Below are 13,724 nucleotides of genomic sequence, written 5' to 3'. Positions count from 1 at the left end.
CTGGCTTCGGGGGGGCGTGCGCTAGAGTCCCCCCGCCGATGCCCGCGCGACCGAGACTTTTCCTCCTCGCGGCGGCGCTCGTCTCGGCCTGCGTCGCACAGACGCCCGCGCCGCGTGACGACGCCGCGCCCCCTCCCCCCGCCGCGACGGCCGCTGCCCCGACCGCCTCCACGACCGCGCCCGTGGCCGTCGTCCCCGCGACGTCGGCCTCCGCGAGCGCGCCTGCGCCCGCGCCCGACCCTTACCCGGCTCCACCGCCGCCCGATCCGCCCGTCGCCCTTCGACCGGGCGGCAAGCGCGCCGTGCAGGGCGAGGCCGGCCTCGTCACCTCCGTCGAGAAAAACGCCACGCGCATCGGCGCGACCGTCCTGCGCCGCGGCGGCAACGCCGTCGACGCTGCGGTGGCCGTCGCCTACGCGCTCGCCGTCACGCATCCCTCGGCCGGAAACATCGGCGGTGGCGGCGTGATGATGATCCGCCTGAAGAGCGGCGAGACCCACTTCGTCGACTTCCGCGAGACCGCGCCCGCGGCCGGCGCCACGACCGAAAAGGTGCTCGCGATGCTCGATCACGACGGCGGCATCGGCCTCCGCTCGGCGGGCGTACCGGGCACCGTCGCGGGTTTGTCCCTCGCGCTCGAACGTTTCGGCACGCGCCCGCTCGCCGAGCTCCTCGCGCCCGCCATCGAGCTCGCGAAAAAAGGACACGCGCTCGGCCCGCGCCAAGCGCTCACGCTCGCGTGGGCCTGGAACAAACTCGAGCACGACCCTGCCGCCCGCGCGATCTGGGGCAAAGGCAAAAAGCCGCTCGCCGAAGGCGAACGAGTGCGCCAGCCCGACCTCGCGCGCACGCTCGAGTCGATCGCGAAGGAAGGCCCGCGCGCCTTCTACGAAGGATTTTTCGCGCACACGCTCGATGAATGGATGAAGAAGGGCAGCGGGTACGTGACGGCCAAGGACATGGCCGACTACCGCGCGAAGCTGCGCGCGCCGCTGCGCTTCTCGTACCGCGGTTTCTCCGTGGAGACCGCGCCTCCGCCGTCGATGGGCGGCGTCGCGTTCGCGCAGATCATGCTCTCGCTCGAACGCGCGCGGGCGTACGAGCAGAAGCCGGGCTCGGCCGACGCGCTGCACCTCTTCGTCGAGGCCGCGCGGCGCGCCTACGCCGATCGCCGCCTCGTCGCGGCCGATCCGGACTTCGGGCCGAAGGACCTCGACACGAAGCTCCAAGCGCTCCTCTCCGGCGCGCACCTCGCGACGCGCAAGCCCGCGATCGACCCGGCCCGGGCCACGCCCTCGGCCACACTCGCGGCGGCGATGCCCGAGGCCGCGCAGGAGTCGCCCGAGACCACGCACTTCTCGATCGTCGACGCCGAGGGCAACGCCGTCGCTTGCACCTACACGCTCTCGGCCGGGTTCGGCGCGAAGGTCGTCGTGCCCGGCACCGGTGTCCTGCTCGGCAACGCGCTCGGCGGCTTCTCGAAGGACGGGCCGAACGTCGTCGCGCCGGGCAAACGCATGGCGACCTCGATGTCGCCGACCCTCGTCACGCAAGGCGGACGCCTCGCGCTCGTGCTCGGCTCGCCGGGCGGCGACACGATCCCGAACACCGTGGCGCAGGTGTTCCGCAATCTCGTCGACTGGGGCATGACGATCGACGAGGCCATCACGAGCGGCCGCCTGCACCACCAGTTCCAGCCGGACAAACTGCGCGTGGAGAAGCAACGCCCGCCGTCGCGGGAGGTGCTCGCCGAGCTCGCGCGGCGCGGCCACACGATCGAGCAAAGCAACCTCACGCAGGGCGACGCGAACGACATCCTCGTCGACCCGCAGACGGGCATCGCCTACGGCATCGCCGATCCCCGCGAGGGAGGCACGGCCGAGGGGGTCTCCCGGGCCGACGTGGAAAAGGCGAAGAGCGCCCGTCCCTAGCGAAGACGCGGATCGTATTGGTCGACGCCCGGGTCGTCCTCGTCGCGCTTCGGGCGGACGATCACGACGGGACATGGCGCATTGCGCGCGATTCGATCGGCGAGCGGGCCGCCGAAGAGGCGTTCGAGCCGGCTCGGCGGATGGCTCGCCACGACGATGAGATCGGCGCCTATCTCGTGCGCCAGGTTCACGATGGCTTTGTCCGGCCGTCCGTCCCGATAATGCATGGCCATCAGCCGCGCTTGCCCGCCCGCGGATCGATGTTCGAGCACCTTCAAAGGCGGCAGCTTTGCCTCGCTCGCGTGGGAGGTCGACACCCGCGGCGTGGCCACGTCCTTGATGCGCGGCGCCATGCCACGCGCCCCGATCACCACGGCGTGAATCTCGGTCTCTTCGCCCCGCAGCTCCGCCAGATCAAATGCGAACCGCCAGGCCCGGCCGCCGGGCTCCGAGAGGTCGAGCCCCACGAGCACGATGTACGGGTCCTTTTTTCGCTCCGCCGGCGGCGTGATCCTGCGGACCGCCGAATTGGGCGGGGGAACCGAGACGGCGCGCAGCCTCGGCTGCGTCGTTTCTTCGGTGTCCTGGGCGGGCGAATCAGGGCCGGGCTCTACCGTGGACGGAGCTAATGCGACCATTGCCAGCGAATGTTTGGATCGCGTCGCGTGGTCGCAAGCCCCTTCGCTGCTTCTTCGAGCGGAAGCATTTCAAACCGGCCGCGCGGCGCGCCCGGACGGGCAGGGCCGCCGCGGGCGGGCTCGGGCGGACGCAACGCGGGAATGCGGCCGGTCAGACCGAGCCCGACAGGGCGAGGAGCGCGCCGGAGAGCACGCCTCCCGCTCAGAACACCCCGCGCACCATGACCGAGCTCGGCCCGATGAAGACCTCGGGCACGTACGTCACCTCGGGCTTGCGCGGGACCTTCTGGTTGCCGATGACGCCCATCGCGATTCCGCCCCCGAACACCAATACACTGAGGCCCGTGAAGCCCCACGCGGCCGGGGCGCCATTCGTGCCTTCGACCACGACGAGTCCGCCGATCGTGCCGAACCCCCCCGCAATGCCGAGAAGGATGCCGCCGACGAGCATACCCGTGCTACGGCGCACCGTGGCGGACCGGGATTTGGGTTTGTCCCCCTTGTCCGGCGTCGGCTGCGCCTGCGCGATCTGCTCGGGCGTCGGCGGCGGCACGTCCGTCGCGTCGAGCGTGACCTCGTCCGTGCCTTTCTCCTTCGATTCGACGCTCGCCTCTTTGAGCACATCCTTGCCGCGCCGGAGCGTCACCACGTGTTTGCCCGGGTCGACGGGCAGCGGCACGCCGAACGAGGCCGGTTCGAGCTTGATCTCGTCGCGATACACGCCGAGCCCCTCCACGCTGCCCTTCACCTGCACCGTCAATTGCGGCAGACGCGGATCGAGCGCTTTTTGCCGGCGCGCGGCGAGCTCGGCCCGGGGCGCGTCTCCCTCGCGCTTGGCCTGGTCCCGCGCCTCGCCCCACGCGCCCCAGGCGCTCGCGAGCCGACCTTGTTTTTCGAGACAATCCGCCCAATTCAGCTTCGTGCCGACGGCCGGGTCGAGCTTGTAGCTCGCCTCGAATTTGGGGCAGGCCTCGTCGTAGTTTTTCTTCTCCATCAGGCCCTTGGCCACGCGGAACAGGGCCTCGGCCGCAGCCGGATCATTGGCGAGCGCCGGGGCCTGCGCCAGCAAGAGCGCCGCGCCGAGGAGCGCGGGGGCGACGAATCGGAAAACGCGCCGCGGCTCGAATTCAGCGGCGACCGGACATGAGTTCGTCATCGTTCGGCTTCTTCTTGTTCGTTGGAGGCGGAGGCGGCGGCTTGCGGCCCGAAGGGGGATTTGGCGTGGGCGCGGCGGGCTTCGCGGAGGCGGCAGGCGGAGCGGCCGCGGGTTCGACGGAGCCTACCGCGGCAGGCTCGACGTTCACCGGTGGATCGGCGGCCACGGGGGCCTTGGGCGTCGGCGTGGGCAGGGGCAAGGGCGCGGCCTCGGTGGCGGCGGCCGCCTGGGGGTTCGGATCCTTGGCGTCGCCCTTCGCGCCAAAGATCACGGCCGCGCCGACGATCCCGAGCAGCGCAATAGCGATCGCCGCGAAGATCGGGGCCTTGCTGCTGCCGGACGAGTTCTGCGTACGGCCCGTTTGCGTGAGAGGAGCGGCCGTCGAGGAGGCAAGCACGGTCGCGCCCATGGCCGTCTGCGGCGAGATGCCTCCTCCGCCCATCGGGGTCAGGGCCCTCGGGTTCTGCGGCTGCGGCGTACTCGCGAAGGCGGGCCGCGCGGTCGCATCCCTCTGCGCCATCGGCATCGGCGCGCCGGCGACCGTGTTCGTTGGCGCCCCCTCGCCGGCGTGCGCCTTCTGCAGGATCTCCGTCACTTCGAGCACGAGCGCGGGCCCCTCGACGATCCCGAGCGCGGCGGCGAGCTCCGTGATCGCCTCACCGGCCGTGCGGAAGCGTAGCGAGGCGTCGCGGCTGCAGCAGCGCAAGAACCACGCGTCGAACCTGGGGCCGAAGGGGCTGCCTTTTTGCGAGGGCGGCGGGATCGGATCGACCACGATTTGCACGACGAGGTCGCTGATCGTCTCGGCTTGCCAGTAATCGAAGCCGAGGAGGAGCCGCGCGGCGATGAGGCCGATCGCCCACACGTCCGTAGGGGGTCCAATGAGCTGCGCCTGGGCCCGCGCCTGCTCGGGCGCCATGTAGAGCGGCGTGCCGAAGACGGCGCCGGTCTTCGTCTTCGAGTGCGCGCCCATCGAGCTCGCCGCGCCGCCCGTGAGCTTCGCGATGCCGAAGTCGAGCAGCTTCACGCACGGCGTGCCGTCCTCGCGGACCGTGAGGAAGATGTTCTCCGGCTTGAGATCGCGGTGCACGATGCCGATCCCGTGGGCCTTGTCGAGCGCGCGCGCGGCCTGCCGCAGGTAGAGCACGACCTCCTTCGGGTGCAGCTTTTGACGCGCCTCCGCCTCGCCGGCGAGGTCTCGCCCGCGCAGGAACTCCATCACGAGGAACGGCGCGCCGTTGAGCTCCGGCGCGACGTCGGCGTCGGTCACGCGCACGATGTGGTCGCTGTCGATGCGCGCCGGCGCGCGCGCCTCGGTGCGGAACCGCTCGATCGTGCTCGGATCGGAGAGCGTCTCGTTGTGCAGCACCTTCAGCGCGAGGCGCTCGTCGGTGTGGACGTGCTGCGCGAGGTATACGGCCCCCACGCCGCCCTCGCCGAGCTGCTTGACGATGCGGTAGCGGCCGGCGATCACGAGGCCGGGATGGAGTTTCTCGGTGCTCATGGAGCGAGGGCCCCCCGAAAAGTACGAGCTGAGCCTAGCACGGCCCGGCCGAGCCCGTCGCCTTTCCTGCCGCGCCGCTCGGGCCCGGCCCGCTTGACGGCGCGCGCGACTTCTCCCAGCTTTCGCGGCGAATGATCCCGCGATACACCCCGCCCGCGTTCGCCGCGCTCTGGTCGTCCGAGACTCGTTATGCCGTGTGGCTCGACGTCGAGCTCGCCGCCTGCGAGGCGATGGAAGCCGAAGGCCTCGTGCCCGCCGGCGTGGCCCGAGCGCTTCGCGCCAAAGACCTGAAGCTCGACCCGGCGCGCATCGAGGAGATCGAGCGCACGGTCAAGCACGACGTCATCGCGTTCCTCACGCACGTCGAAGAGCTCGCAGGGCCCGACGCGCGGTGGCTCCACCGCGGGATGACGTCGAGCGACGTGCTCGACACGAGCCTCGCCGTCCTCCTCGTCCGCGCCGCCGATCTCCTGCTCGAACGGCTCGACGGCCTCGTCGTCGCGTTCTCGCGCCGCGCCGACGAGCATCGCCGCACGCCCATGATCGGCCGCAGCCACGGCATCCACGCCGAGCCCGTCACCTTCGGCCTCGCGCTCGCGGGCCACCTCGCCGAGATGAAGCGCGGCCGCGCGCGCCTGCGCGAGGCGCGCGCCGAGATCGCCGTCGGCACGATCTCCGGCGCGGTCGGCACCTACGCGCACCTCTCGCCGAAGATCGAAGCCCAGGCCCTCGCCGCGCTCGGCTTGCGCCCCGAGACCGTCGCTACGCAGGTCGTCCCGCGGGATCGTCACGCCGCGTTCTTCAACGCGCTCGCGCTCGTCGCCGCGGGCATCGAGCGGTTCGCGACGAACGTCCGGCACTGGCAACGCACCGAGGTCGCCGAGGCCGAGGAAGCCTTCACGAAAGGGCAAAAAGGCTCCTCCGCGATGCCCCACAAGCGCAACCCCATCCTCAGCGAGAACCTCTGCGGCCTCGCCCGCATCGTGCGCGCCGCGGTGATCCCCGCGCTCGAAGACGTCGTCCTCTGGCACGAGCGCGACATCTCGCACTCCTCGGTCGAGCGCATGATCGTGCCCGACACGACGACCACGCTCGGCTTCATGCTGGAGCGCACGACCTCGCTCGTCGAAGGCCTCGTCGTGCGCGAGGACAACCTCCGGAAGAACCTCGACCTCACGGGCGGGCTCTTCTTCAGCGAGGCCGTGCTGCTCGCGCTCGTTTCATACGGGCTCCCGCGGCAAGAGGCGTACGTGCTCGTGCAGCGCAACGCGATGAAGGCGCTCGCCGGCGAGGGCAGCTTCCGCGACCTCCTCGCGGCCGATCCGGACGTGGGCGCGCGCCTCTCCCAGGCCGAGATCGATCGATGCTTCGACCTCGACCACGCGCTCTCGCACGTCTCCGGCATCGTCGACCGCGCGATCGCGGCGCCCTGATCCCGGGGACGCGCGTTACCGATACGGCGATCCCATCCCGACCCGCAGATCACACTGAAACAGCTCGTAATGCACGGTCACGGCGAGCGCCCGTCCCGCCGCGAAGTGCACGTACACGCCGGGCCACGAGCTCGCCCAGGCCTCGTCGAGCGTGTCCACCCCGAGCGTCACGGCCGGGAACCCGGCGCGCCGGTCGAACCGCACGCACACGAGCGCCTCGGCGCCGGCCGCGAGCCATGCGAGGCAGCCGCGTGCCTCCCGCGGCGAGAGCCGATCCTGGCGGAGCCATTTTTCGAAGTCGACGGGCCCGCCCTTCCCTTCGAGCGCCTGCCGAAAGGCAACACTCCGGTCTGGCTCGACGAACTCTTCGGCGAGGCGCGCCGCGTGCGCCTCGGTGGTCCGTGGCCCGAGCGTGCGCAGATCGACCCGGAGGGCACGCAGGCGCGCGAGTTGCTCCCGGAACGTATCGCGGAGGAAGCGTTCGTCGGGACGCACGCGGGCGCTCCTCAGGCATCCATTTTCTTGTAGTGATCGTGCCAGCGCTGGATCTCGTCCAGCACCGCCTTCCCCACGCGCGTCGGCCTCCCGTTCCCGAGGACCACCTCCGCGCCCTCGGCGTTGATCTGCCGGATGCGCGCGAATCGCTCGGAAAAACCGGGCGCCTTCGCGAGCGGGTGGCCCGCCTCGATCATGCGCTCGTAGAGCCGCGCGACGGGCAAAAAGGCGTGGACCGCGAGCAGGACGCCGTGGAGCGGCCGCGGGTCGGGCCGCACGGGCGAGGTGTAGAGCGGCGAGAAGGCGTTTTCGAGGACCGAATCGATCTCGAAGAGCGCGTTGATCTTGTTGTGCGAAAATTCGTGAATGACGGCCTCCGCCATCGTCATGAGGCTCGGGTGCAGGGACATGTAGATCGTCCCGATCGCCTCCTGGTACGACGCGGAGAGGTGCTTTTCGGCGTGGTATCCGACAGGCACGATCTGCTGCACGAAGAGCTCGATCTCGCCCCGCAGGTCCGGCAGGTGCTCCTGCACGAGGCCGAGCGCGTCGGCGAGCGACCGCGTCCATTCCGACACGTCCTTGCCGCCGAGGTCGATCGCATTGCCCTCCTTGTCGGGATGCGCCTCGACCATGGCGAGCGGATTCGTGTCGGCGAGCGCGAGCACGGTGCTCCCGTCGATCGAAAAAAACGGTCGCGACACGGTCAAGCCGACGCGCGTCTCGGAATACCCGGGCGGCGCGGCCTCCAGCGCCTGAAGGCTCAGCGTCTTGACGCCGTCCGCGCGCTCGACGACGATCTTTCCCTCGTTCTCGAACACGACGGCGCGCGTGTCCTCGGGCAAACCAATCGAAATGCCTGCCGTGGTGGAGACGAGCTGCCTCGGAGGTGCTTTCTGCCGAATGGCCCGCGGGAGCGCGGAGGCGCGCGCGAGGTGCAATAGAAACACCCCCACGAGCTCGCGGACCCACGCCTCGGAATCGGCGCGCGGGGCGCGCAGGCATCGGACGAGCGTCCCCATGGCCGTGCGCCGCAGAACGCTCGGGAGCGCGCCCACGTTTTTCCGAGCGACCTCGCGCACGAGCGCCTGGAAGACCACGAGATCGGCGCGCGCCTCGGGCGAGAGCGCGAGCCCCTGTCCGACGCCGAGCAGCTCGGGCACGAGGCGGCCGAGCGCGCGCGAAAGGACGCCTTTGGCCGTCTCCGAGCCCGGCGCGGGGATCGTGAGATCCGCGGGCGGATCGAGCGGGCGCGTGGCGAGGGCGGGAGGCACGGCGCCATTGTGGGCAAAACGATGCGAGGCGACAAGCAAGAAGGGAGCGGGCGCGTGGCCATCGTCCTCGTGGGGATCCGCGTGGGCATCGGGCACTGGAAGGAAATAGGAAGCCAAAAACCAGCCCTCCCCTTGATTCCGCGCCCCGCCCCGCGTACGCACGTCCCGCTCTGCAATCCGCGGGAGGAAGCATGCGCTACAAGCTCTTGGGTCGTACGGGGATCAAGGTGTCGGAGCTGTGCCTGGGCACGATGAGCTTCGGCGACAGGTGGGGGTTCGGGGCGGACGAGGCGACGAGCCTCGAGGTCGCCGCGGCCTACGCCGAGGCCGGGGGGAATTTCCTCGACACGGCGAACAAGTATCACGAGGGCCATACCGAGGAGATCTGCGGCAAGATCATCGCGGGAAACCGCGACCGCTGGGTGCTCGCGACGAAGTTCACCCTCTCGACGGCGAACGGGGATCCGAACGCCTCGGGCAATTCGCGAAAAAACATGATCCAGGCGGTCCACAAGAGCCTCGGGCGGCTCGGGACCGATTACATCGATCTTCTGTGGGTCCACGCCTGGGATTTCACGACGGGCGTGGAGGAGGTCATGCGCGGCCTCGACGACCTCGTCCGCGCGGGCAAGGTCCTCTCGATCGGCATCTCGGACGCGCCTGCGTGGGTCGTCTCGCAAGCCAATACGGTGGCGACGCTCCGGGGGCTCTCGCCCTTCGCGGCGCTCCAGATCGAATACAGCCTGATCGAGCGCACGGTGGAACGGGAGCTCATCCCGATGGCCGAGGCCTTCGGCATCACGGTGACGCCCTGGGCCCCGCTCGGCGGCGGTGTGCTCACGGGCAAGTATTCACGCGGCAGCGCGCCCGAGGACACGAAACGCGCGGCGGGCAACGAGCAACGGCTCTCGCCGAAAAACCTCGCCATTGCGAAGACCGTGGACGCGATCGCGGACGAGCTCGGCAAGACCTCGGCGCAGGTCGCGACGAACTGGGTGCGTCAGCGCGGCGCGAACGTCGTGCCCATCGTGGGCGCGCGCAAAGCGTCGCAGATCAAGGACGTGATCGGCAGCCTCGATTTCACGCTCGATGACGACCAGCTCCGCCGCCTGCACGAGGTGAGCCGGATCGAACTCGGCTTCCCGCACGATTTCCTGGGGAACCCCCGCATCCGCGGCATCGTCTACGGCGACCGCGCGAACGACATCGACCTGCCGTCGGCGACACGCCTGCGCTGAATCTACGCGATCCCGAGCCGTTCCAGCAGCGCCGCCGGGAGCGACGTGAAATCCGCGGACGTCCAGTCGGCGCCCGCGTCGCGTAGCTCCTCGGCGGTCGCCGCGGTGGTGATCCCGACCGCCACCATCCCCGCCGCTTTCGCGGCGCGCACGCCATTCGCCGCATCCTCGAACACGACGCACGCGGCCGGCGCGACGCCGAGATCCTGCGCCGCGCGGAGGAAGATGTCGGGCGACGGCTTGCCGCGCGTCACCTCCTCGGCGCCCACCACGCGCTCGAAGCGCTCGCGGAGACGGAGCCCATCGAGCACGAGATCGCGGTTGCCCTGCGGAGCGGCCGTCGCGATCGCGAGCCGCACGCCGCGGTGCCGCAGCCGTTCGAGGAAGGCATCGGCCCCGCGCGTCAATGCGAGGTGCGGGCGGTACGTGGCGCGGTAGAGCCCCTCCTTCTCCTCGGCGAGCCGCGCGAGCTCGTCCGGCGGCACCGCCCGCCCGAGCAGCTCGGGAAAGATCTCCTCATTCTTCTTTCCCGCGAATTCCCGCTGAAAACGCTCGGCCTTCGTCGGCACGCCGAGGCGCTCCGAGACGATCTCCCACGCGCGATTGTGGAAGGCCATGTTGTCGACGAGCGTGCCATCCATGTCGAAGATGGCCGCGCGGAGGACCTCGGTCATGCGTCACCCGCGGAGAGGGAGGTGGGGGGTGAGGGCGTCTCTCAGCCCTGCGATTCGGGCAGCGCCGAGATCGGCGCGCGCTGCTTCTCCACGGACATGTCCGCCATGAAGATCGGCGGGCAATGCAGCGCGAGGATGTCCGGGTTCGGCGGCGCCGTCTGCTTCGCCATTCGCAGCGCCTCGTCCATCGTCCGCGCCGTCTCCCAGCCGAGGAGCTGCGGGATGTATTCGTTGTCCGCGCCGACGACGATCACCCGGCCGAGGTGCTGCCGCCCCGCCTCGCCCCAGTACCACATGAAGAACGGGTGCGTCGGGTGATAGGCGTGGCCGTACCGATACATCTCGATGTAGGCCGGGTTCTTCGCGAACTTCGGCTCCCACACCTTGTGCAGCTCCATCGCGTCGCGCGTCTCGGGCAGCACGCGGTGCACGAACTCGATGTACGGCGAATGGTGCTCGTTGTCGAAGAGGTCCGTGCACGGATGCATGATGATCATCGTGCCGCCCTTCTTCACCATCGGCGCATTGCGATACAGGTTGAAGAGATACCCGTTCGCCATCACCTGCACGAGCAGCGGGTTCAGGAACGAATTCACGTTGTACGGGCTGATGAACGGAATGCCCGTGATGAGAATGTCGCTCTGCCCCACGACCGGGACGCAGTATTGCTCGAAGCTCTTCCGGAGCGTGTGCTCGTGCACCGCCTCCGTCTCGCCGGCGAAGACGCCCGTCACGCCGAACGGCGACGGCACGCGCTGGAAGATCGCCTGGCGCGCGGGCTGCGGCATCTTGTCGAGGGTGAACCGGAGCGCATGGAGCGCGTTTCGCTCGGTCCGCGAGAGGTCATCCTCGTTTTTCGCGAGGAACTCGAGCGGCGTATCGAACATCCGGTTGTTGATCGTCGTCTCGATCGTGAAGACGTTCAGCTTCTTGTTCGCGAGCCGGCCCATGCGCACGACGCTCGTATTGAGCGCCGACGATTTCGGGTCCATGTACGAATGGCATTGCCGCATCACGCGCGGGTTGTGGTGCGCGCGCAGGCTCCGGTACCCGCACAGGCCCACGGCGACCGATTTGTGGCCGCCGTCCATGGGCACGAGGTTCAGGTTCACGTAGATGATGAGGTCGCTCTCCACGGCGCGCCGGTTGAGCTCGACCTCCTCGCCCTCCTCGGTCGTGCCGAGGTATTTCATGTTGGCGAGGTTCTCGGCGTCGTGGTTGTAGAGCTTCTTCGGCCAGTACGCGTTGAAGATCTTGTCGCCGACGACGTGCCGGATCTCCCAGTCCTTCATGCGCCGGTGCACGCTCGTCGCGATGATGATCTCGACGTCGTCGACGCCGTAATCGGCGAGCAGGTCGAGCACGATCGTGAGCACGCGCTCGCGGATGTCCGGCCGCTTCATCGGCGGCAGCGGCAGCGAGATGTCGTCCATCGCGATCGTCACCTTCATCCCCGGCCGGAGCTTCGCGTAGAGCGGCTCGGAGTTGTACGGGTGGTTGATCGCGTACCGGATGGCCGCGTCCACGTCCTTCAAGGGCTTGAGCGGGGGCTTCGGGTAGACGACGCGGCTGCCCGTCGGCAGGTCGACCTCGACCAGCCGGTCGCCCGAGAAGAGGACGCGGGGTGCGCTGCGGCTGTCGATCGTCACGACACAGGGATGGCTCATGGCATTCTCGTATTCGGCGGCAATCCCGCCCGCTTCAGTCGACGTGGATGATGGGCCAGTGGTAGGCGTTCGCGAGCAGGGACAGCTTCCTGTCCGGGTTCACGGCGGCCGGATGGCCGACGATGCTGAGCATGGGGACGTCCGAGTAACTGTCGGAGTAAGCGAAGCACTCGTCGAGGTCGTGGCCACGGCCTTTCGCGTGATCACGAATGAGCCGCGACTTCTCGGGGCCCGCGACCACGGGGCGCAGGAGCTTGCCCGTCGCGAAGCGGTCCTTGATCTCCAGGCGGTTCGCAATGACGTCCGTCGCGCCGAGGTGCTCGGCGAGCAGGCGCATCAGGAAGTCGAGCGCGCCCGAGACGAGCACCACGTCGTGCCCCTTGTCGAGGCTCGTCTGCACGAGGTCCCGCGCGCCGGGGTAGATGTTGGGCTTGATCACGCGCTCGAACGTCTCGACCGCGAGCCCCACGAGCCGGTCCTCGCTCATCCCGCCGTAGGACGTGAAGAGCAGCTCGTTGAAGATGCGTCGGTCCCGCGTCTCCGCCCACGCCAGCCACGGAGCCTTCACCAGCGCCCCGCCGAGCTTCGCGAGGCTGTGCAGCGGCGTGTTCTGGTTCAGGACGTAATAGAGCGTGGGGTGGACGAGGTTCGTGCGGATCAGCGTGCCGTCCACGTCGAAGTAGCTCGCTGCCATTTGCGTCCCGGAATCACCTCTGCGAGGGCTTTCGTCAAGCACAAGGTGACGCGAAACGAGCTTCGCGCCGGAACTTCTCGGTCCGCTCGGCTCCGAGGCCGTGCTTTCGCGACCCAGACAGGAGCGTCATCCCACACGAGGGAGGCTCTTGACAGGGAGGTCGAGTTGGCGGATGGACGGCGCTCCGCGGCCGTTCGTCCGCCTACACCGCGGGCCCGGCGAGCGCCTCGGCATAACGATCGTCCAATTCGATCGCCCCCTCGGCGGCGCCGCGGTCCACCGGATTGATCCCGCAATACTGCACGCTCGCCAAATGCCGCCATCGGCCGGCGCGCTCGCTTTCGTCGGGCAGCACCGGCGTCGTGCAGGGAAAACAGCCGATCGTCCGAAACCCCATGGCGTGGAGCGGGTTCACGACCACGCCGGGATCGGCGGCGATGGCCCGGTCGAGCTCCTCGTTCGTCACGCGCGCGAGCGGGTGGACGCGCAGGGCGCCCATCACGAGGTCGAGCCCGAGGGGCTGCACCTTGCTGCGCGCCCCGCCCTCGCCCTGCCGCAGCGCCGCGACGAACGCGTCGTAGCGGCCCCGGATCGCGTGGAGCGGCGCCGTCTTGCGCAGATCGCAGCAGCGCTCCTGGCCCTCGACGGAGAGGTACAAGAGGCCCTCCTCCGCCGTCTGCGCGGCGAACGTACGCTCGGGCGAGAGCGTGATCACCCGGAGATTCCCGTGCGTCCGCGCGAGCTCGTCCCGCGTCCAGCGCGTCTGCTCGTGAAGCACGCCCGTGTCCACGAAGACCACGTCGAAGTCGAGCCCGGCCTGGTCGGCGAGCCGGCAGAGCCACGTCCCGGCGCGCTGCATGCTCGTCAGGATCGCGGCCCGCCGGCCGAACGTTTGGTGCACGAAACGCAGGACATCGAGCGGCGCGGCGCCGGCGAGGCGCCCGTTCAGGGCCTCGAGGCCCGCTTCGGTCACGCGCATGTCCCTCTAGGTAGCAGAACGCGGCGCGCCTCGCCGGGCGA

12 protein-coding genes are annotated in these 13,724 nt (G+C 69.6%); 3 read left to right on the top strand and 9 right to left on the bottom strand.

Going from position 1 to position 13,724, the window contains the following annotated elements; all coding sequences use genetic code 11:
* The first annotated feature begins 38 nt into the window (after positions 1–38).
* Positions 39–1,931 carry a gamma-glutamyltransferase gene (gene ggt, locus E8A74_RS00765; RefSeq protein WP_136926936.1) on the top strand — a complete coding sequence of 631 codons (1,893 nt, stop codon included), beginning with the start codon at positions 39–41 and terminating at the stop codon, positions 1,929–1,931.
* On the opposite strand, the gene E8A74_RS00760 is transcribed toward ggt, so the two are convergent.
* The 3 genes from E8A74_RS00760 to E8A74_RS00750 form a co-directional block, all read right to left on the bottom strand.
* A complete protein-coding gene (locus E8A74_RS00760; RefSeq protein WP_136926935.1) occupies positions 1,928–2,569 on the bottom strand; it encodes a universal stress protein in 642 nt (213 codons plus the stop codon). The genes ggt and E8A74_RS00760 overlap by 4 nt on opposite strands.
* A 202-nt stretch (positions 2,570–2,771) precedes the next feature.
* Positions 2,772–3,725 carry a tetratricopeptide repeat protein gene (locus E8A74_RS00755; RefSeq protein WP_136926934.1) on the bottom strand — a complete coding sequence of 318 codons (954 nt, stop codon included), beginning with the start codon at positions 3,723–3,725 and terminating at the stop codon, positions 2,772–2,774.
* The gene (locus E8A74_RS00750) at positions 3,697–5,229 is read right to left on the bottom strand and encodes a serine/threonine protein kinase (RefSeq protein ID WP_136926933.1); all 1,533 of its coding nucleotides are present in this window, start codon (positions 5,227–5,229) and stop codon (positions 3,697–3,699) included. The genes E8A74_RS00755 and E8A74_RS00750 overlap by 29 nt, the downstream gene beginning before the upstream one ends.
* A gap of 131 nt (positions 5,230–5,360) precedes the next feature.
* On the opposite strand from E8A74_RS00750, the gene purB reads away from it, so the two are divergent.
* A complete protein-coding gene (gene purB, locus E8A74_RS00745; RefSeq protein WP_136926932.1) occupies positions 5,361–6,662 on the top strand; it encodes an adenylosuccinate lyase in 1,302 nt (433 codons plus the stop codon).
* A gap of 15 nt (positions 6,663–6,677) precedes the next feature.
* Here the strand turns inward: purB and E8A74_RS00740 are convergent, their stop codons facing one another.
* On the bottom strand, positions 6,678–7,157 hold the full coding sequence (locus E8A74_RS00740; RefSeq protein ID WP_136926931.1) for a hypothetical protein: 480 nt from the start codon (positions 7,155–7,157) through the stop codon (positions 6,678–6,680).
* Between the two features lie 11 nt (positions 7,158–7,168).
* Positions 7,169–8,431, bottom strand: coding sequence for an aKG-HExxH-type peptide beta-hydroxylase (locus tag E8A74_RS00735; RefSeq protein ID WP_170228763.1), 1,263 nt, complete (start codon positions 8,429–8,431; stop codon positions 7,169–7,171).
* A 191-nt stretch (positions 8,432–8,622) separates the two neighbouring features.
* On the opposite strand from E8A74_RS00735, the gene E8A74_RS00730 reads away from it, so the two are divergent.
* Positions 8,623–9,669, top strand: coding sequence for an aldo/keto reductase (locus E8A74_RS00730; RefSeq protein WP_136926929.1), 1,047 nt, complete (start codon positions 8,623–8,625; stop codon positions 9,667–9,669).
* A gap of 2 nt (positions 9,670–9,671) precedes the next feature.
* Here E8A74_RS00730 and E8A74_RS00725 read toward each other — a convergent pair whose 3' ends face one another.
* The 4 genes from E8A74_RS00725 to E8A74_RS00710 form a co-directional block, all read right to left on the bottom strand.
* A complete protein-coding gene (locus E8A74_RS00725; protein ID WP_136926928.1) occupies positions 9,672–10,343 on the bottom strand; it encodes an HAD family hydrolase in 672 nt (223 codons plus the stop codon).
* Between the two features lie 41 nt (positions 10,344–10,384).
* Positions 10,385–12,010 carry an NPN-dependent hydroxyacid isomerase, LarAH14/15/16 family gene (gene larAH / locus E8A74_RS00720; protein WP_136926927.1) on the bottom strand — a complete coding sequence of 542 codons (1,626 nt, stop codon included), beginning with the start codon at positions 12,008–12,010 and terminating at the stop codon, positions 10,385–10,387.
* A gap of 34 nt (positions 12,011–12,044) precedes the next feature.
* On the bottom strand, positions 12,045–12,704 hold the full coding sequence (locus tag E8A74_RS00715; protein WP_136926926.1) for an HAD family hydrolase: 660 nt from the start codon (positions 12,702–12,704) through the stop codon (positions 12,045–12,047).
* A gap of 202 nt (positions 12,705–12,906) precedes the next feature.
* Complete coding sequence (locus E8A74_RS00710; RefSeq protein ID WP_136926925.1) at positions 12,907–13,683, bottom strand: phosphoadenosine phosphosulfate reductase family protein; 777 nt, start codon at positions 13,681–13,683, stop codon at positions 12,907–12,909.
* Between the last annotated feature and the right edge of the window lie 41 nt (positions 13,684–13,724).

The sequence above is a fragment of the Polyangium fumosum genome (assembly GCF_005144585.1).
Lineage (GTDB): Bacteria > Myxococcota_A > Polyangia > Polyangiales > Polyangiaceae > Polyangium > Polyangium fumosum.
The sequence above is the reverse complement of the archived record's forward strand: the minus strand, read 5'-3'. Positions and strand labels throughout refer to the sequence as shown.

What these genes read in the sequence shown, in the direction of transcription:
- ggt (WP_136926936.1), top strand. Translation starts at nt 39, where the DNA reads ATGCCCGCGCGACCGAGACTTTTCCTCCTCGCGGCGGCGCTCGTCTCG.
- E8A74_RS00730 (WP_136926929.1), top strand. Translation starts at nt 8,623, where the DNA reads ATGCGCTACAAGCTCTTGGGTCGTACGGGGATCAAGGTGTCGGAGCTG.
- E8A74_RS00760 (WP_136926935.1), bottom strand. Translation starts at nt 2,569, where the DNA reads ATGGTCGCATTAGCTCCGTCCACGGTAGAGCCCGGCCCTGATTCGCCC.
- purB (WP_136926932.1), top strand. Translation starts at nt 5,361, where the DNA reads ATGATCCCGCGATACACCCCGCCCGCGTTCGCCGCGCTCTGGTCGTCC.
- E8A74_RS00710 (WP_136926925.1), bottom strand. Translation starts at nt 13,683, where the DNA reads ATGCGCGTGACCGAAGCGGGCCTCGAGGCCCTGAACGGGCGCCTCGCC.
- E8A74_RS00755 (WP_136926934.1), bottom strand. Translation starts at nt 3,725, where the DNA reads ATGACGAACTCATGTCCGGTCGCCGCTGAATTCGAGCCGCGGCGCGTT.
- E8A74_RS00750 (WP_136926933.1), bottom strand. Translation starts at nt 5,229, where the DNA reads ATGAGCACCGAGAAACTCCATCCCGGCCTCGTGATCGCCGGCCGCTAC.
- larAH (WP_136926927.1), bottom strand. Translation starts at nt 12,010, where the DNA reads ATGAGCCATCCCTGTGTCGTGACGATCGACAGCCGCAGCGCACCCCGC.
- E8A74_RS00715 (WP_136926926.1), bottom strand. Translation starts at nt 12,704, where the DNA reads ATGGCAGCGAGCTACTTCGACGTGGACGGCACGCTGATCCGCACGAAC.
- E8A74_RS00725 (WP_136926928.1), bottom strand. Translation starts at nt 10,343, where the DNA reads ATGACCGAGGTCCTCCGCGCGGCCATCTTCGACATGGATGGCACGCTC.